The following is a 17024-nucleotide window of genomic DNA, read 5'->3' on the forward strand; positions in this document are numbered from 1 at the left end:
TGGGGTATAGGGCATTGGGCATGGGGCAAAACAGTTCCGAGTTTAGAGTTCCGAGTGCTGAGTAAAGAAGTGAGATTCCCCACTCAGCACTCAGCACTCAGCACTCCTGAAGGGCATTGGGCATTAATTATTCTCCTTTGCTCCCCTGCTCCCCTGCTCACTCATCTTCGTTTTTCCTCTTCCTTTGCTGCCCCTTGTCTCATGCCCCACTCCTTACTCGACTTGATCTTCCGGGGCGCGTCCATTGAGTTTGGTAAGAACTTTTAAGCGATCGCGCAATTCGTCTGTTATCGCTCCTGGTTGATAGCGCCACTCCCAGTTCCCCTCAGCAATACTGGGAAAATTCATCCGTGCTTCGTTTCCTAATCCCAAAATATCTTGCAAGGGAATAATTGCTTGGTTGGCTATAGAACTCAAAGCTAGGCGAATCAAATCCCAGTGAATGCCATCAGGGCTGATAGAACCTAAATAAAGCAACAAGTTTTGCTTTTCCTGGTCCTCAGCTGTATTGAACCAGCCTATAGTTGTATCATTATCGTGAGTCCCGGTATAAACTACAGCATTGTGCCGATAATTGAATGGTAAAAATGGATTAGTGGAATCAGCACTAAAGGCAAATTGCAAAATTTTCATCCCCGGAAATTCATACTTGTCTCGCAGCGCTTCTACCCCCGGTGTAATTACTCCCAAATCTTCTGCTAAGACGGGTAGCTTGCCCAACTTTTGCCTAATCACTTCAAAAAAAGCATCTCCAGGCGCTTCCACCCATTTACCATTCATCGCAGTTTGTTCACCTTGCGGCACAGCCCAATAAGCCTCGAAGCCCCGGAAGTGGTCAATGCGAATTATATCTACATAATCCAGCATTGCCTCAAAGCGCTGTACCCACCATTTAAAGTCTTGTTTTTGCAATTCCTCCCAGTTGTAAACTGGGTTGCCCCACAATTGACCGGTGGCGCTAAAGTAATCTGGTGGAACTCCTGCCATTTGGGCAGCAGCACCTGTCTGTTCATCTAGACAAAATATGTTAGGATGCGCCCACACATCAGCGCTATCATGAGCTACGTAGATGGGGATATCGCCGATAATGTCAATACCGCGCATGTTGGCGTAGCTTTTAAGCTCTGACCACTGGCGGAAAAACTCAAATTGGACAAACTTGTAATAAAAAATCTCTTCATTGAGCCGCTCCTGTACTTGCTCCATTGCTTGTGGATCGCGCTTGACAAGTTCTGACGGCCATGTGTGCCAGTTTGCATTCTCATTGGCATCTTTCAACGCCATAAATAAGGCGTAATTATCTAGCCAATAGGCTTTGCTGTCGCAAAAACCTTCAAACTCTTTTTGTAGGATGGGTGTGGCATTGGCTCTAAAATGTTCATAGGCTTTTTTGAGTAGCCCAATCTTAATCGGCACAACCTTCTCGAAATCTACCTTTTCTTCCGGAAATCCTGGTAAATTAGCAAAGTCTTCTTCTGTTAGCAAACCCTCATCTCGCAGTTTTTCTGGGCTAATCAGCAGGGGACTTCCCGCCATTGCCGAGTAGCACATATACGGAGAATTGCCGTATCCAGTGGGGCCCAAAGGTAAAACTTGCCAATATTGTTGATGGCTTTCTTTAAGAAAATCGATGAAGCGATAAGCTTCTAAGCCTAAATCCCCAATGCCAAATCGACTGGGAAAGGAGGTAGGATGCAGCAAAATACCACTTGATCTAGGAAAAGGCATAAGTAATCTGAATTATGGGAGGAAGCTATTGTCTGAACGACACGCTAGGCGATCGCATCGAATCTATCACATAACAGTATTCGGTTATCAGTTATCAGTTGTCATAGAGCTAACAAATACAGTTAACTATTAACTGTTCACTGTTAACAGATTATGACTTACCGAAATCCTACACCGACAGTTGATATCATCATTGAACTAGTAGATCGACCTCATCGGCCAATAGTGTTAATTGAAAGACATAATCTACCCTTAGGTTGGGCTATTCCTGGTGGTTTTGTGGATTATGGAGAAGCAGTGGAAGTGGCGGCCCGGCGGGAAGCTCAGGAAGAAACGGGTTTGCAGGTGGAGTTAGTTGAACAATTACTGGTGTATTCTGACCCAAATCGCGATCCCCGTCAACATACGATTAGTATTGTGTTTTTGGCGACAGCTACGGGGGAACCGGTGGCTGGAGATGATGCTAAGGGTATAGGCATTTTTGAGTATTGGCGTGTGCCTGGTGATTTGTGTTTTGACCACGATCGCATTTTGCGGGATTATTGGCGATATCGGCATTATGGGATACGTCCGAGGTTGGGGTAAGAGGGACGAACCGCGAAGGCGCAGAGGGCGCAAAGGAAGAGGGGAGAGGAATACCTGTGACACAAAGTTTTTGTGATTATACTGTGTCAGTGGTATTTAATGGTGCGTTATGGACGCTGAGGAACTTTTAGAGAAATACGCCGCAGGAGAAGGGAAATTTCATTCAGTAAATCTTAGAGGAGTAGACCTCAAAGGTGCAAATCTGAGTGGAATAGACCTTACGGATGCAGATTTGACAGGAGCAGATTTGAATGATGTCAACCTGAGTAAGGGATTACTTCAAAACACTAATTTCACTAGGGCATCTTTGATCGGTGCAAATTTGAGTGGTTTAGTGGAAAAGTCTCACTTAAATTTGACTTGGGCAGATTTGAGTAGTGCTGACTTAAGTAAGGCAAATATAAGTAGTGGAAATTTTAGTAACGCAAACTTGAAGAATACAAACTTTCGTGAAGCAAACTTGAGTAGTGCCAACTTTAGTAACGCTAACTTGAATAATGCCAACTTTAGTAAAGCAAACTTGAGTAGTGCTAACCTTAGTAACACTAACTTAGATAATGCTAATTTAAGTGATGCTACACTCGACTCTGCAAACTTCACTGACGCATCCTTGAATGAAACAAAAGTCGTAAGATCAAGCTTGAGGGGTGCTAATTTAACTGGGGCTAACTTACTTGGATCTGATTTCAGCCAAGTAGATTTGTCTACTACAACACTCAAAGATGTCAATTTTCAAGGAGCTAAGATTCGGGGTGTTAATTTATCTCAAAAGGATTTGTCTGGTATGAATCTGGCTGGGGCTGATTTAGGTGCAGCAAAGCTCATAGGTGTAAATTTCAGAAAAGCCTGCCTCAAAGGGACAAATCTAGAAAAAGCAGAACTGCAAAAAGTAGATTTGATGAACGCTAATCTAAACGAGGCAAACCTGAAGAAGGTAGATTTAACAGGAGCAAATATGTATGGGGCAACTTTTAAAGATGCAGACCTGACTGGTGCGATAATGCCAGATGGAGAAGTTTACAAACCGATCGCAGCTGAAGCAGAGATCGGTAAACAGGAAACATCGTTAGAGAAAGTAATATCTATGACCCGTAAAGTAATTAATACTGATAACGCACCCGCTCCAGTCGGCCCTTATAATCAAGCGATCGCAGCTTCTGGTCAATTTGTATTCATCGCTGGACAAATTGCCATCGATCCCCGCCTTAGTGATGTCGTCTACACTGATGATGTCAAAAAACAAACCGAGCAAGTATTAGCTAACCTGGAAGCCATCCTCACAGCAGCTGGTGCGACTTTTCAAGATGTGGTGAAGACCACTGTATTTTTGGCTGATATGAATGATTTCGCGGCGGTGAATGCTGTATATGCTAAATATTTCCCGGAAGATACAGCCCCAGCGCGGGCTTGTGTGCAGGTATCGCGTTTACCTAAAGATGTGTTGGTAGAGATTGATGCGATCGCGGTGATTAGCGGTTAGGAGAAATAGAACAATGAGCAAAATTTTAACGGTTACATTTGATTGTTCTGTTTTGCGATGCAAATTCTATACTCTACTCTAAAAGCTCCATCACTTCTTGTAGCACATCGGCTATATATGGCTTTTCGCAAGCAATTACGTTGTCGAAAAGATGTTTATGGTGCGGGAAGCTAGGCAAGTTGGGAAAGTGTGGTGTACTGTCATAACGAAAAATCAGACTATTTTGCTCATCTTGAAAGTGATAGCGGTAATCGATATATGTAATCTGATTATCTACAATAACAAAGGCTTCACTGACTGCCAGTAAATATTTGAGAGCGAAACGTATCCTAATGCGGAGATTAGCTCTCTGTGGCGTTAAAATTACTGCACTATATTCCTCAATGTATGTATTAGAGCCGTTGAGTAAAAGTTGCTCAACTTCATCTAAATAGGCTTGAATAACTTTACGCGACATCTCTGAGTTTACTCTCTATCTCTTGGTGTAGAGCTAGATAATGTTGGTAGTTTGCTGCCCATTCGACAAACACTTCATCGTCAGAGGTTTCGCCTTGGTTATATTTGGCAAAAAATTCTTCTGAATTCATTTGGTACTTTATTTCATAGGTATTTAACTGTTTAGTAAGGGCAATCAGCGCATCTAGTGGAGATGTATATTCGATGATTTGTTTACGCATTTATTTCTGCATTCAGTTTCATTAGTTTATCCTAAGCCTCTTCTTCTAAACTCCCGTCTCTTTTTTGTAAATCTAGGTAAAACTCTGTTAATTACCTCTCAAGAAACGCGATCGCTTCTATAACTTTGGGAATACTGAAATTAAGTATCCTAAAGGAGTATTAAAAATGGCAGAAAATCGCATCAGTGCCAGTTTAGCCCCAGCAGACAAGGAAGCAATCATGCAGGCGATCGCTACAATTAGAGAAAAGTTACCGTTTTTGATTGATTTGACCCCCGAAGACCGGCGAACGATGTTGAAGATGGGAGATAAAAGTCGGGCTTTTGTGAGCAAAGCTTTAGAAGTAGCAACACAGAACCCTGAATTTTTGCCTCGTTCTTTTGATTTGGAAGAGATGCGCCGGGATTTAGGGATATTTGAGGACTTGTATCCGGTGCTTTTGTCTCTGACGCAACTGCAAGAACTGGTAGATGATACCTGTATAGCAGCTGCTAGCGAAGCGTATGCCGCAGCATTAGCAATTTATAGCTATGCCAAAGCTAGCGGTGATGTCACAGGTTTAGATGCAGTTATTGATGAGATGGTTGTATCACAACTTATGTCAGTCACCGCAAAAGAATTTATCTGTAGCTCTCAATCAATTTCTTGCTGCACTCAAAAATCAACGTAAATTTGCCCAACAGTTTGCAGAAACGATGCTTCAGGCTGGTAAAGATGCGGATTCTGCTGAAGTTGAGCGTTGGGGTGAGCAACTAGCTAGTGGGTTAAAAGCCTATGACGAAAATTTTTATCAAGTTACATTAGAAATGTTTACCGCAGTCCTACAAAATTCTAGGATTAAAGTTAAATGGCAACCAATTGCTTTAGGTTGGCGCGGTCTAACTTATCACTCAATGAAGCGTTACCCAGAAGCCTTACAAGATTTTGACCGCGCGATTGAACTTAACCCCAAACTTGACTGGGCGATCTCACATCGCGGTGAAACTTACCGCTCAATGAAGCGTTACCCAGAAGCCCTACAAGACTTTGACCACGCCATTGAACTCAACCCCAAACATGCCTGGGCGATCGCACTTCGCGGTCTAACTTTCTGCTTAATGGAGCGTTACCCAGAAGCCCTAGAAGATATTGACCGCGCAATTGAACTTAACCCCAAACTTGACTGGTCGCTCGGACATCGCGGTCTAACTTATCACTCAATGAAGCGTTACCCAGAAGCCTTACAAGATTTTGACCGCGCGATTGAACTTAACCCCAAACTTGACTGGGCGATGGCACATCGCGGTGAAACTTACCGCTCAATGAAGCGTTACGAAAAAGCCTTACAAGATTTTGACCGCACCATTGAACTTAACCCCAAACTTGACTGGGCGATCGCAAGTCGCGGTTATACTTACCTGATGCTAAAGCTATATAATGAGGCTCTTGCAGATTTCAACCGCGCTATTGACTTAGATTCTGAGAGTAATTGGTATTTATATAATCGCGCTTTAGCCTACCAAGCCCTTAACCAACCAGATAAAGCATGGGCTGACCTAGCACTTGCCATCAAGCTTGCTAAACAGCATTACGAAAAAGATGCTAAAGACTGGTCTAATGCCTTTAATTTAGCCCTTTACTATTTAGCTGCTCAATATCATCAACCAGCAGAGCGGTTATATATCCATGTTTTATCTCAAGGTGCTTCCTTAGAGCATACCCATGCAGCTATCCAAGACCTAAATGACTTTTTAACCGTGTTCCCTGACCATGTGCAAGCTATATCCATGCGACAGTTGTTGCAGTCTTCTCTAACTTAGATCATGTAATTTCCACTATAAATATAAAGCGATGCCTGCGGCGGGCTATGCCTACGCTACTACTACTTTGCCCTTCTCATGAGAAACTGTAGGCGATCGCTCAACCCAATTGCATACAAATATTAAGCGATTGCTACTATTACTTTGCTCTTCTCATGAGAAACTGTAGGCGATCGCTCAACTCAATTGCATACAAATATAAGGCGATCGCAATTCTGTATCCCTACGGTATCAGCCAGGTAAAAACGGGATTTGTCTAAATCCACTCAAATCCCTGTGCGTCTACATACTCACCAATCAATCACGCTGCCTTGAACCTTTCCAATTTATGGGAGCATCCCGGTTAAAAATTGCTCAATTTAAACCCTATTCATTGAAAAAACTGGCCTTAATTAAAGCCAGTTTTTTGATTTTATTGCTAACTTCTAGCAAAGCTTACGACCGAGTATTAACGGAACACACTTGAGAAGATATTATTAAACTTTCTCATTAAAATGTCAACATTTCACTACTATTTTCCGTAAAATTTCCCATTATATATTGCCGCTTCCCTTAAATTTTCCGGCTGTGCTGATAAATTTTTGTCGCCAAAATGCTGATTCATCAAGGCGGGAACTTGTGTAGCTTGAATTCGACTATGGCGTGTTTTATCTGGCATAACTAAATTCGGCCCAGCTTTACAGTTCTTCATACAACCAGTGCCCTTGATTGTAACTTGGTCTTCTAAACCGCGATCGCTTAAAGCCGCCTCCAACGCCTGACAAACTGCTTTACCACCGCGTTTCATACAATCAGACTTTTGACACACCAAAATCGTGGCCTTAGTCTTAGCTGGTTTTACCTTGACATCATCAATAGATGGGGGTTCTTGTGGTGCAGCGATGGTTTTAACTGCCGCTATTTCAGAACGCGCCGCCATCACACGTTCAGCTTTCAGTGTAACTTTGTCTTTTTTTATATCGTATTCTTTATAACCAACAACTTGTAGCCAAGTACCTGCTGGTAGCCGCATGTCAAAAGCAGCCCGTAAATGTTTAGCGAGTTGAACGTAGCATTCACCCTCATGAGTAGCCAGCAGTAAACCTTTCAGCTTATAGCCATCTTTAATAACAAAATCTATAAATCTGCCCTCAAGACAAAATTCTGATACTTCCATATTCTGAGATCCACCCATTTTTTAACCTCCTTTTAATTAATACAAGCTATTAAGCAAGATATTCTCAGCAGCTAAAAATTATAACTGTTGATAGCGACTTTTCCAGCAACACTCAAGAGTCCAAATCTGGTCTTGACGAGAGGCTGTAAATCGCCGTACTACACTCCAAAGTTGAACAGCCGCAGTCAGATTGCTAATTTCAACTTTTAATGGCTGGTTAGCCGCACAACTACAGGGAATGTCTAACTCCTCTAGACGTTGATAGACTTGCCACCGATCTACCCAATTCACCTCTACAAGGTGGTTTATTTGTATTTCTGAACTATACGATTTCAAGAGAATTGCCCTCAAAATGCAACAAACTTGCAGTAACTACCGCCATTTAACTCTCTGCTTTTTGAAAGTCTTAGTAGTCTAGCCTCTCAAAACCAGCATACCTTAAGTGCAAACAATTCTCATTAATTTTGGAAAAAAAATAAAATTTTTGCAATCATCCCATCAGGGAGATCAGGGGAATGACCAGTAAAATCAGGACAAGGAGGTATTTACTCCCCCATCTACCCTCACTTCCTGGCGTATATTTGCACACTTAAGTTTTTATGTCAATAGTAATGATAAATATACACAACTAGATGAGCGTGCCATAATCCAGCAAACGATAAACTTAAGACTTTTAGTAAACAAAAATACAAAATCTTGTGATGGCAAATTGGCTTGCTCTGATTGTGAAAATGTTAATATGTAAACAATGAGCAGTTAAAATCTATAATTGCTAAATAGAGAGGAGAACAATGTCTGAAACGCAAACTTTGTTACGGAATTTTGGTCATGTATATGACAATCCTGTATTGCTGGATCACAGTGTAACTGCTCCGGTTACAGAAGGATTTAACGTTATATTAGCTAGTTTCCAGGCACTGTACTTGCAGTACCAAAAGCATCATTTTGTAGTTGAAGGCTCAGAATTTTACTCTCTGCATGAGTTTTTTAACGAAAGCTACAACCAAGTACAAGACCACGTTCATGAAATTGGCGAACGTTTGGATGGACTGGGTGGTGTGCCAGTAGGTACCTTCAGCAAATTAGCAGAATTAACCTGTTTTGAGCAAGAATCTGAAGGCGTATATTCCTCTCGCCAAATGGTGGAAAACGACCTAGCTGCCGAACAAGCAATCATTGGCGTGATTCGTCGTCAAGCTGCTCAGGCAGAGAGTTTAGGCGATCGGGGCACACGCTATCTGTACGAAAAGATTTTGTTGAAAACTGAGGAACGTGCATATCATTTATCTCACTTCCTCGCCAAAGACAGCTTAACTTTAGGGTTTGTCCAAGCAGTTCAAAGCTAAAATTCTCATAATCTAGATTTGTCTACCTAGACTCAAAGAAAAAGTTGGCAGCCCAACTATTAAAATATTATAAAAAATGGCAGAGAATGGTATACCTATTTCTCTGCCATTTTTCATACAAGTAAACATATTTATATAATCTTTAACGTTGAAAATATTTAGCAATTAGCTAGTTAAGATAAATTTTTATCTAAGTAATTTATTTGTGCATAAATAAGCAGACAGATAGATGTCAAAATAAATCATCATTTATCGCAAGGTTCATCAGATTAAATAATAAAGATTCGCAAAAGCTTTAGAAATTTGAGGATCATAATTAAATAAAATTAGAAATACAAAATAATCATTGGGCTTTGGGTATTGGTTATTAATTATTCTCCCCTGCTCCCCCACTCCCCACTCCTTCCTGTCATCAAACTTAGAAAACTTAATAATAAAAAGCACCACAGGGGGTAAAGACCCTTAAAATGATCAGGATTTCTATTCTCATATTCCAAGGCAACGACTATGCCCCGCCGTGACGACCTCCAGAAGATTCTACTGTTAGGTTCTGGTCCAATTGTGATCGGACAAGCCTGTGAGTTTGACTACTCTGGCACTCAAGCCTGCAAAGCGCTGCGAGAAGAAGGCTATGAAGTGGTTTTGGTCAACTCCAACCCTGCAACGATTATGACCGACCCGGAAACGGCCGATCGCACTTACATTGAGCCGCTAACTCCAGAATTGGTCGAAAAAGTCATTGAAAAAGAACGCCCCGATGCTCTACTACCAACGATGGGAGGACAAACCGCCCTCAACCTCGCCGTTGCTTTAGCCAAAAATGGCGTGTTGGAAAAGTACAGTGTTGAGTTAATCGGTGCTAAACTCCCAGCGATCGAAAAAGCCGAAGATCGAAAACTGTTTGGTGAAGCAATGGCAAGGATTGGGGTAGCTGTGTGTCCCAGCGACACAGCCGAATCTTTAGAAGAAGCCAAAGCTGTTGCCCGCCAAATTGGTACTTATCCTCTAATTATTCGTCCAGCTTTCACAATGGGTGGAAGTGGCGGTGGTATTGCCTACAACCAAGAAGAATTTGAAGAAATGGCACAGGTAGGTATAGATGCCAGCCCTGTTTCGCAAATTCTCATTGACCAGTCTTTACTCGGTTGGAAAGAATATGAACTCGAAGTGATGCGTGACTTGGCAGATAACGTGGTGATTATCTGCTCCATCGAAAACCTTGACCCGATGGGCATTCACACCGGGGACTCTATTACCGTCGCTCCCGCGCAAACCCTCACTGATAAAGAATATCAAAGGCTGCGGGATATGGCAATTAAAATCATCCGTGAGATCGGTGTAGAAACTGGCGGTTCTAATATTCAATTTGCCGTCAATCCGATTAATGGGGATGTGGTTGTAATTGAGATGAACCCGCGCGTTTCCCGCAGTTCGGCTTTGTCTTCCAAAGCCACGGGTTTCCCCATTGCCAAAATGGCTGCAAAATTGGCTGTGGGCTACACCTTGGATGAAATTAAAAATGACATCACCAAGAAAACTCCCGCGTCTTTTGAGCCGACAATTGACTATGTGGTGACAAAAATCCCCCGCTTTGCCTTTGAAAAGTTCCCTGGTTCGGAACCAGTGCTGACAACCCAAATGAAATCAGTCGGGGAAGCAATGGCAATTGGGCGGACGTTCAACGAATCCTTCCAAAAGGCACTGCGATCGCTCGAAACCGGACGCGCTGGTTGGGGTTGCGACAAAGCCGAAAAATTACCCAGTGGTGAACAAATTCGCGCCCAACTGCGGACACCTAACCCCGATCGCATTTTCTCCGTACGCCATGCCTTGCAACTAGGGATTAGTGCTGAGGAAATCTACGAACTGACTGGTATTGACCCGTGGTTCCTAGATAAATTTCAGCAACTGCTAGATGTCGAGAAATTTCTCAAGCGGACACCTTTACAGCAATTGACAAAAGAGCAACTTTATGAAGTGAAGCGGGACGGATATAGCGATCGCCAGATTGCTTATGCCACCAAAACCACCGAAGATGAAGTTCGCACCTACCGCAAGTCACTAGGGATTATCCCAGTTTATAAAACCGTAGATACCTGCGCTGCTGAGTTTGAAGCGTTTACTCCCTACTACTATTCTACCTACGAAGAAGAAACAGAGGTTTTGCCAGCAACCAAGCCAAAAGTGTTGATTTTGGGTGGTGGCCCCAACCGCATTGGGCAGGGAATTGAGTTTGATTATTGTTGTTGTCATGCCGCCTATGCTTTGAAGAAAGCGGGCTATGAGACAATTATGGTCAACTCTAACCCAGAGACAGTTTCGACAGATTACGATACCAGCGATCGCCTTTACTTTGAGCCGTTAACAAAAGAAGATGTTCTTAACATTATCGAAACTGAAAATCCAGTTGGGGTGATAATCCAATTTGGCGGACAAACCCCGCTGAAGTTGGCTATTCCTTTACAAAAGTTTCTTAACAATGACACTTCAGAACTGATCACTAAAATTTGGGGTACATCACCAGATTCCATCGACATGGCAGAAAACCGGGAGCGGTTTGAAAAGATTCTTCAACAGTTGAATATTGCCCAACCGCCCAATGGTATTGCCCGGAGTTACGAAGATGCGCTGATTGTTGCTAAACGCATTGGCTATCCGGTGGTGGTGCGTCCTAGCTATGTGTTGGGGGGACGGGCGATGGAAATCGTTTATTCCGATGCTGAGTTGGAACGCTACATGACCTTTGCGGTACTAGTGGAACCAGAACATCCGATTTTGATTGATAAGTTTTTGGAAAACGCGATTGAAGTCGATGTCGATGCGATCGCCGATCATACAGGAAGGGTGGTGATTGGTGGCATCATGGAACACATCGAACAAGCAGGGATTCACTCAGGAGATTCCGCTTGTTCCTTACCTTCCATTTCCCTATCACCAGCAGTTCTCAATCAAATTCGCACTTGGACGGTGCAGCTAGCACAAGCGCTGTCAGTCGTGGGGTTGATGAATATCCAATTTGCCGTTGTTGGCGCAAGTAGTTATTCTCCCCAAGTTTACATTTTGGAAGCCAACCCCCGCGCCTCCCGTACAGTCCCATTTGTTTCTAAAGCTACGGGCATACAGTTAGCGAAGCTAGCATCCTTAATTATGTCGGGCAAAACCTTAGAGGAGCTACATTTTACAGAGGAAGTCATTCCCACACATATTGCTGTAAAAGAAGCAGTATTACCCTTTAATAAATTCCCAGGAACTGATACAATATTGGGCCCAGAAATGAGATCCACTGGTGAGGTCATGGGGATTGACAGCGACTTTGGCCGTGCCTTTGCCAAAGCGGAGATGGGTGCTGGGGAGCGTTTACCGTTAACGGGAACTGTATTTGTATCAATGAGCGATCGCGATAAAGCTGCTGCAAGTAGTGTGGTCAAGGAATTTATCGATTTGGGCTTTACAGTGATGGCTACCCTTGGTACACGCCGAGTTCTTCTGGAACAGGGGTTAAATATTGAATTAGTGTTAAAACTCCATGAAGGTCGTCCCCACGTCCTAGATGCAATCAAAAACCAGAAAATCCAACTTATTATCAACACACCATCAGGGGAAGAAGCCCAGACTGATGCTAGGTTAATCCGCCGCACAGCCTTAGCTTACAAAATTCCCATCATTACTACCATCGCCGGTGCAAAAGCTACCGTCGCCGCCATCCGTTCCTTACAAAATACCACTTTGGATGTAAAAACTATCCAAGAGTACTGCCCGATCGCTAAGGAGTAGAGAGTAGGAAAGCAGAGGAGCAGGGGAGCAGGGGAGACAAGGGGAATAACTACCTCCATGCTCCATGCCCTATGCCCCATGCCCAATTCCCAGAAAAAATTAAACAATTGTTAGAAGAGAATGAATATAGTTCTCATTGAGATACTTTAACAAATATGAGGAAAATTATTTGAACCAGATCATTTCTTAAATTGACTTTTAGTCAGCCTTAAGATAGAGAACAAGGTTGGATGAACTGGAAAAACCAGGAAATTTCATGTCGCCATCTAGCCAAAATATTCTCATAAATGTTACAATTATTAATAGGACTTCCATAAAAAATGTTTAAAAAGCAACCTTTTATCTAACTGTAGATACTTGTGAAAAGTAGGAAATAACTGTAGTTTTAGCAGTTAAGAAGCCTAAATTTGATTATTATGAGCAGCCGAGTTTCTCAGGCGCGTAAGTTGCAAACCATAGTACGGGTTCCCAGTCTGACTGGGTAGCACCCTAATAAATAAAGAAAGCATCTATCCCTTAATGACCCTACCGCCAACCCCATCATTACCAAAGAGTAGCGCCATGAAGACCGCTCAGATAGCCACAGACCTCGTGCGGACTTACCTGCGTGAGATTGGCCGTGTGCCACTCTTAACCCACGAGGAAGAGATTTTCTATGGTAAACAGGTGCAACGTTCCTGCGCTTTGCACGAATCAAGGGAATCTCTTGCCACCCAGCTAGGTCATCAACCGACTCTAGAAGAGTGGGCCAAAGCAACAAACCTAGAACCAGCAGAGTTGAACGAAGCGATCGCAGATGGTGAAATTGCCAAACGCAAGATGGTAGAAGCCAATTTGCGGCTGGTAGTGTCCGTTGCCAAAAAATACATCAAGCGCAACGTCGATTTACTGGACTTGATCCAAGAAGGTAGTATTGGTATGCAACGGGGCGTAGAAAAGTTTGACCCCACCAAAGGGTACAGATTTTCTACTTATGCCTATTGGTGGATTCGGCAAGCTATTACTCGTGCTATAGCCGAAAAAGCTCGTACAATTCGGTTGCCGATCCATATCACCGAAAAATTAAATAAGATTAAAAAGGCACAGCGCCAATTGTCTCAAAAGTTGGGACGCGCTCCTACGGCTGGGGAGCTAGCTCAAGAATTAGAATTGACGCCCAAACAAGTACGAGAGTATTTAGAAAAGGCGCGTTTGCCTCTTTCCTTGGATTTGCGGCTGGGTGATAACTACGACACCGAACTCGGAGAAATGCTGGAAGATCCAGGAGCTTCTCCCGAAGAGTTTGTTATGCAATCTTCCCTATCTTATGACTTAGATCGCTTAATGGGCGATCTAACGCCACAACAGAGGGAAGTAATCACACTGCGCTTTGGCTTAACTGATGGGCAAGCCCTGACTCTGGCTAGAATTGGTGAAATATTGAACATCAGTAGAGAACGAGTCCGACAAATTGAACGGGAAGCCTTAAGCAAACTTCGCAAGTCTAAAGCCAACATGGATGAATATTTGGCAAGTTAGAAGTTAGGAGTGATGAGTTTGTAATTAACTCCCCACTCCTCACCTATTTATTGGGGTGAGAAAATACGCTGACTTTGGTACGGTTACACCTACTTCCACTCTGACGCTAGGCTGTTACATTAGTTGACAGGAAGACAAAATAACTAAGTCAAATCCAAAACAGACATTTAATATTAAAATCACAAGCACCGCAGCTAATAGTGGTAGTTAAGGAGCTAAAAAATGAGTAACCCATCCAATCGTGTCTCAGAATTTTTTAATAGCGAATCAGAAACTAACGATTCACTCTGGCAGTACGTTAAATCCTTGAGTCCAGAGACAGTTACCCAGCTATCCAAACCCACGTCTGCCGAAGTCTTTCAGGTGATGGAACGGAATATTACAGGATTATTAGGTAATCTACCTTCAGAACACTTTGGTGTTACTGTAACCACAAATCGGGAAAATCTAGGTAGGCTTCTTGCTTCTGCGATGATTAGTGGTTATTTCTTGCGTAACGCTGAACAGAGAATGAATTTTGAAATGGTTTTACAAGGATCTGAAACTGACAACAGCGAAATTGACTAGAAATGTAAAATTTGGGAAATTTAATCAATATTGTTAGGCTGATAGCTAGTCATAGTTACGGCGATACGAATTGAAAATAAGTCTCTGCGAAATCTTTGCCGCTAATTCCCGATTAGACATCAGCTAAGTTTTTTAAAATATCCAAAATAGTGACGAATTCAGGTTGAAATTTCAACGCATAGGCGCTTCGCCTTCCCGCAGGGTAGGAATGCTGAGGTTAGCGCAGAGGAACGCGGAGTCTTTGATTTCGCTTCTCTGTGAACTCCTGTAATTTTGTGATTAATTCAATCAATTATATGATGTCAGGCTAGTTAGTTATAACTCCCCAACTTATGCATAAAGCCAGAAAATTCCTCCCTTCTAGGCCTCTGCGGTCTTAATAATAAGTTTTTAACCAGACACGATATTAGAGGTGTACTTGTAGATGATTAATGCACATTTGTGGATAAACGAACACTGCTAGATGACCTTTGCAATAAATAAATTTAAACTCGGCAGAGTTATAACTAGTCTGCCGAGTTTTGTTATTAGTCAAGAGTCAAAATTAAGGAATTCTTTCCCTACTCCCCATTGAACTATGAGTGAAACCAGTTCTTTCCCACCCTATAAAATCATTGGTGTTGCAGTAATTTGGAATGACCAAAAGCAAATTTTAATTGACCGTCGTCGTCCAGAAGGAGCGATGGGTGGTTTGTGGGAATTTCCTGGTGGTAAAATAGAGCCAGGTGAAACTATCCAAGAATGTATCCAACGGGAAATTTCCGAAGAACTGGGAATAGTAATTGAAGTGGGAGAGCATCTGATTACTATTGACCACAGCTATACAAACTTGCGCGTTACTCTCACAGTACATCATTGCCGACATGTTACAGGTGTGCCCCAACCTTTAGAATCCGATGAAATTCGCTGGGTAACTTTGGAAGAACTGGAGCAATTTACTTTTCCGAAAGCAAATATTCAAATTATTGCTGCATTAAAAGGGATTGGGGAGTAGGAAAGAAGCAGAGGGAGCAGAGGAGAATAATTAATAACCAATGCCCAATGCCCAATTCCCAATGCCCAATTCCCAATTCCCAATTTCTAATGACTAATCCCGTAACAATCTATTAATTGCATCAGGTTGAGTCCCGCAATTTTCTACAATAGGCGCAGGGACTTTGATTTAATGTGTCAGCAAATAAATGCCTAAAACCGTTGCCGATGTAATGAGCCGCGATCCTATTGTCGTCCGGGAGGAAACTCCACTCAAGGAAGCTATCCAAATTCTCGCAGAACGCCATATCAGCGGACTACCTGTTGTGGATGATCTCGGTAAATTGGTGGGCATTATCTCGGAAACCGATTTGATGTGGCAAGAAACTGGTGTTACTCCACCTGCGTACATTATGTTTCTTGATAGTGTTATCTATTTAAAAAATCCTGCTACGTATGATCGTGATTTGCACAAAGCTCTAGGGCAAACCGTCGGGGAGGTGATGAGTAAAAACCCGATCGCTATTTCCCCTGATAAAACTTTAAAAGAAGCAGCTACAATCATGCACGATCGCAGCGTTCACCGCTTGCCAGTACTTGATAGTACAGATCAAGTAATTGGTATTCTTACTCGTGGTGATATTATTCGGGCAATGGCTGCTAGTCAAGATTAGTCAAAAATAGAGACGCGATTAATCGCGTTTGTCTTTTTTATACATTTGAAAATCAAGGATAACTAAATGAGTATTACTCCGGAGTCTGTTAAGCAATTGCTTAGTTCTGAGGATTTAGGCGATCGCTTACGTGCTGTAAATCAAATCCGCGAATTGGAACCTGCGGTTGGCTTTGAATTAATTCAAAGTGCTATTGGCGATCGCAATTCCCGTGTCCGTTACTCAGCAGTGAGTCAAATGGATACACTTGGAACCCAAGATTTACAGTTATCCTTAGATATCTTGCGCGATCGCTTACTTCATGACTCCGAAGTAGATGTACAAGCAGCAGCAGCAGACTGTTTGGGCGCTCTGAAGTTAAGTGAAGCTTTTGAAGATTTACAGCAGCTTTATCATACAACCGATGAATGGCTAATACAATTCAGCATTATTGCTACATTAGGAGAGTTGGGCGATCCACGAGCCTTTGAACTACTCAAAGAGGCACTCTCATCAGAAAACGAATTAGTCCAAACTGCTGCTATTAGTTCTTTGGGTGACTTGGGAGATGTACAAGCAGTTCCTCTGTTGGCTCCCTATGCTACCAACCCAGATTGGCAAATTCGTTACAGACTTGTGCAAGCCTTAGCTCGTTTGGATAATCCAGAAGCCAAATCTATATTAGAAACTCTGGCTAATGATGAAGTAGATGCGATCGCAAGCGAAGCGAAACAATCTTTGCAGTCAGTTTAAGTCTATCTAAGGTTAA

The 17024-nt window shown here is 42.6% G+C and carries 16 protein-coding genes; 11 read left to right on the top strand and 5 right to left on the bottom strand.

Features of this window, described 5'->3' with window-relative positions:
• Window positions 1-213 precede the first annotated feature (213 nt).
• Window positions 214-1728, bottom strand: coding sequence for a 4-alpha-glucanotransferase (malQ, locus tag V7L12_RS27405; RefSeq protein WP_335089153.1), 1515 nt, complete (start codon window positions 1726-1728; stop codon window positions 214-216).
• Window positions 1729-1881: 153 nt separating this feature from the next.
• Here malQ and V7L12_RS27410 point away from each other — a divergent pair, with 153 nt between their 5' ends.
• Window positions 1882-2313 (top strand): NUDIX hydrolase, encoded by a 432-nt coding sequence (locus tag V7L12_RS27410; RefSeq protein ID WP_335089154.1) that lies wholly within the window; start codon window positions 1882-1884, stop codon window positions 2311-2313.
• Between the two features lie 109 nt (window positions 2314-2422).
• The gene (locus tag V7L12_RS27415) at window positions 2423-3793 is read left to right on the top strand and encodes a Rid family detoxifying hydrolase (protein WP_335089156.1); all 1371 of its coding nucleotides are present in this window, start codon (window positions 2423-2425) and stop codon (window positions 3791-3793) included.
• Window positions 3794-3866: 73 nt separating this feature from the next.
• Here V7L12_RS27415 and tumE read toward each other — a convergent pair whose 3' ends face one another.
• Together tumE and tumA are read right to left on the bottom strand one after the other, a co-directional pair.
• On the bottom strand, window positions 3867-4250 hold the full coding sequence (tumE, locus tag V7L12_RS27420; protein WP_335089158.1) for a toxin TumE: 384 nt from the start codon (window positions 4248-4250) through the stop codon (window positions 3867-3869).
• Window positions 4240-4470: an antitoxin TumA gene (tumA, locus tag V7L12_RS27425; RefSeq protein WP_335089160.1), complete on the bottom strand. Its 231-nt coding sequence runs from the start codon at window positions 4468-4470 to the stop codon at window positions 4240-4242. The genes tumE and tumA overlap by 11 nt, the downstream gene beginning before the upstream one ends.
• A gap of 166 nt (window positions 4471-4636) precedes the next feature.
• On the opposite strand from tumA, the gene V7L12_RS27430 reads away from it, so the two are divergent.
• Together V7L12_RS27430 and V7L12_RS27435 are read left to right on the top strand one after the other, a co-directional pair.
• On the top strand, window positions 4637-5140 hold the full coding sequence (locus V7L12_RS27430; protein WP_335089162.1) for a hypothetical protein: 504 nt from the start codon (window positions 4637-4639) through the stop codon (window positions 5138-5140).
• Complete coding sequence (locus V7L12_RS27435) at window positions 5046-6269, top strand: tetratricopeptide repeat protein (RefSeq protein ID WP_335089164.1); 1224 nt, start codon at window positions 5046-5048, stop codon at window positions 6267-6269. Before V7L12_RS27430 ends, V7L12_RS27435 begins: the two co-directional genes overlap by 95 nt.
• 511 nt (window positions 6270-6780) lie before the next feature.
• Here V7L12_RS27435 and V7L12_RS27440 read toward each other — a convergent pair.
• Window positions 6781-7443 (bottom strand): (2Fe-2S) ferredoxin domain-containing protein, encoded by a 663-nt coding sequence (locus tag V7L12_RS27440; RefSeq protein WP_335089166.1) that lies wholly within the window; start codon window positions 7441-7443, stop codon window positions 6781-6783.
• A 60-nt stretch (window positions 7444-7503) separates the two neighbouring features.
• A complete protein-coding gene (locus V7L12_RS27445) occupies window positions 7504-7761 on the bottom strand; it encodes an Asr1405/Asl0597 family protein (protein ID WP_334816252.1) in 258 nt (85 codons plus the stop codon).
• A gap of 455 nt (window positions 7762-8216) precedes the next feature.
• Here V7L12_RS27445 and V7L12_RS27450 point away from each other — a divergent pair, with 455 nt between their 5' ends.
• The 7 genes from V7L12_RS27450 (at window position 8217) to nblB (ending at window position 17008) form a co-directional block, all read left to right on the top strand.
• Window positions 8217-8771, top strand: a complete 555-nt coding sequence (locus V7L12_RS27450) for a Dps family protein (RefSeq protein ID WP_335089168.1) — start codon at window positions 8217-8219, stop codon at window positions 8769-8771.
• Window positions 8772-9278: 507 nt separating this feature from the next.
• Window positions 9279-12545: a carbamoyl-phosphate synthase large subunit gene (gene carB / locus V7L12_RS27455; protein WP_335089170.1), complete on the top strand. Its 3267-nt coding sequence runs from the start codon at window positions 9279-9281 to the stop codon at window positions 12543-12545.
• Window positions 12546-13106: 561 nt separating this feature from the next.
• Window positions 13107-14063, top strand: coding sequence for an RNA polymerase sigma factor, RpoD/SigA family (locus V7L12_RS27460; RefSeq protein WP_334816256.1), 957 nt, complete (start codon window positions 13107-13109; stop codon window positions 14061-14063).
• A gap of 222 nt (window positions 14064-14285) precedes the next feature.
• Complete coding sequence (locus V7L12_RS27465; protein ID WP_335089172.1) at window positions 14286-14630, top strand: DUF760 domain-containing protein; 345 nt, start codon at window positions 14286-14288, stop codon at window positions 14628-14630.
• 577 nt (window positions 14631-15207) lie between these two features.
• A complete protein-coding gene (gene mutT, locus V7L12_RS27470; RefSeq protein ID WP_335089174.1) occupies window positions 15208-15624 on the top strand; it encodes an 8-oxo-dGTP diphosphatase MutT in 417 nt (138 codons plus the stop codon).
• 187 nt (window positions 15625-15811) lie between these two features.
• Window positions 15812-16276, top strand: a complete 465-nt coding sequence (locus V7L12_RS27475) for a CBS domain-containing protein (RefSeq protein ID WP_292866563.1) — start codon at window positions 15812-15814, stop codon at window positions 16274-16276.
• Window positions 16277-16342: 66 nt separating this feature from the next.
• Window positions 16343-17008: a phycobilisome degradation protein NblB gene (gene nblB / locus V7L12_RS27480; RefSeq protein WP_335089176.1), complete on the top strand. Its 666-nt coding sequence runs from the start codon at window positions 16343-16345 to the stop codon at window positions 17006-17008.
• Window positions 17009-17024: the final 16 nt, after the last annotated feature.

This window comes from Nostoc sp., from assembly GCF_036918245.1.
Taxonomy (GTDB): domain Bacteria; phylum Cyanobacteriota; class Cyanobacteriia; order Cyanobacteriales; family Nostocaceae; genus Nostoc.

Excerpts from the sequence above, each read along its gene's own strand:
- V7L12_RS27465 (WP_335089172.1), top strand. The coding sequence starts at position 14,286 with ATGAGTAACCCATCCAATCGTGTCTCAGAATTTTTTAATAGCGAATCA.
- carB (WP_335089170.1), top strand. The coding sequence starts at position 9,279 with ATGCCCCGCCGTGACGACCTCCAGAAGATTCTACTGTTAGGTTCTGGT.
- V7L12_RS27440 (WP_335089166.1), bottom strand. The coding sequence starts at position 7,443 with ATGGGTGGATCTCAGAATATGGAAGTATCAGAATTTTGTCTTGAGGGC.
- tumA (WP_335089160.1), bottom strand. The coding sequence starts at position 4,470 with ATGCGTAAACAAATCATCGAATATACATCTCCACTAGATGCGCTGATT.
- mutT (WP_335089174.1), top strand. The coding sequence starts at position 15,208 with ATGAGTGAAACCAGTTCTTTCCCACCCTATAAAATCATTGGTGTTGCA.
- V7L12_RS27430 (WP_335089162.1), top strand. The coding sequence starts at position 4,637 with ATGGCAGAAAATCGCATCAGTGCCAGTTTAGCCCCAGCAGACAAGGAA.
- V7L12_RS27410 (WP_335089154.1), top strand. The coding sequence starts at position 1,882 with ATGACTTACCGAAATCCTACACCGACAGTTGATATCATCATTGAACTA.
- nblB (WP_335089176.1), top strand. The coding sequence starts at position 16,343 with ATGAGTATTACTCCGGAGTCTGTTAAGCAATTGCTTAGTTCTGAGGAT.
- V7L12_RS27460 (WP_334816256.1), top strand. The coding sequence starts at position 13,107 with ATGAAGACCGCTCAGATAGCCACAGACCTCGTGCGGACTTACCTGCGT.
- malQ (WP_335089153.1), bottom strand. The coding sequence starts at position 1,728 with ATGCCTTTTCCTAGATCAAGTGGTATTTTGCTGCATCCTACCTCCTTT.
- V7L12_RS27435 (WP_335089164.1), top strand. The coding sequence starts at position 5,046 with ATGAGATGGTTGTATCACAACTTATGTCAGTCACCGCAAAAGAATTTA.
- V7L12_RS27450 (WP_335089168.1), top strand. The coding sequence starts at position 8,217 with ATGTCTGAAACGCAAACTTTGTTACGGAATTTTGGTCATGTATATGAC.
- tumE (WP_335089158.1), bottom strand. The coding sequence starts at position 4,250 with ATGTCGCGTAAAGTTATTCAAGCCTATTTAGATGAAGTTGAGCAACTT.
- V7L12_RS27475 (WP_292866563.1), top strand. The coding sequence starts at position 15,812 with ATGCCTAAAACCGTTGCCGATGTAATGAGCCGCGATCCTATTGTCGTC.
- V7L12_RS27415 (WP_335089156.1), top strand. The coding sequence starts at position 2,423 with ATGGACGCTGAGGAACTTTTAGAGAAATACGCCGCAGGAGAAGGGAAA.